This window comes from Shigella sp. FC1544, assembly GCF_001722145.1.
Classification (GTDB): Bacteria; Pseudomonadota; Gammaproteobacteria; order Enterobacterales; family Enterobacteriaceae; genus Escherichia; species Escherichia coli.
On the sequence record NZ_MECT01000474.1, the window covers coordinates 1 to 386 of the forward strand.

General features: G+C 46.9%; 1 tRNA gene and 1 rRNA gene. Both read right to left on the minus strand.

What is annotated here, in order from left to right:
- Window positions 1-170: 170 nt before the first annotated feature.
- Window positions 171-246: transfer RNA gene (locus BGK49_RS18565), tRNA-Glu, on the minus strand.
- Between the two features lie 85 nt (window positions 247-331).
- Window positions 332-386, minus strand: a 16S ribosomal RNA gene (locus tag BGK49_RS18570); the annotation flags it as partial.

Genomic DNA, 386 nt, shown 5'->3' on the forward strand with positions numbered 1-386 from the left:
CGATTCATCATCGTGTTGCGAAAATTTGAGAGACTCACGAACAACTTTCGTTGTTCAGTGTTTCAATTTTCAGCTTGATCCAGATTTTTAAAGAGCAAATATCTCAAACATCACCCGAAGATGAGTTTTGAGATATTAAGGCAGGTGACTTTCACTCACAAACCAGCAAGTGGCGTCCCCTAGGGGATTCGAACCCCTGTTACCGCCGTGAAAGGGCGGTGTCCTGGGCCTCTAGACGAAGGGGACGTATCAGTCTGCTTCGCAAGACGCCTTGCTTTTCACTTTCTATCAGACAATCTGTGTGAGCACTGCAAAGTACGCTTCTTTAAGGTAAGGAGGTGATCCAACCGCAGGTTCCCCTACGGTTACCTTGTTACGACTTCACC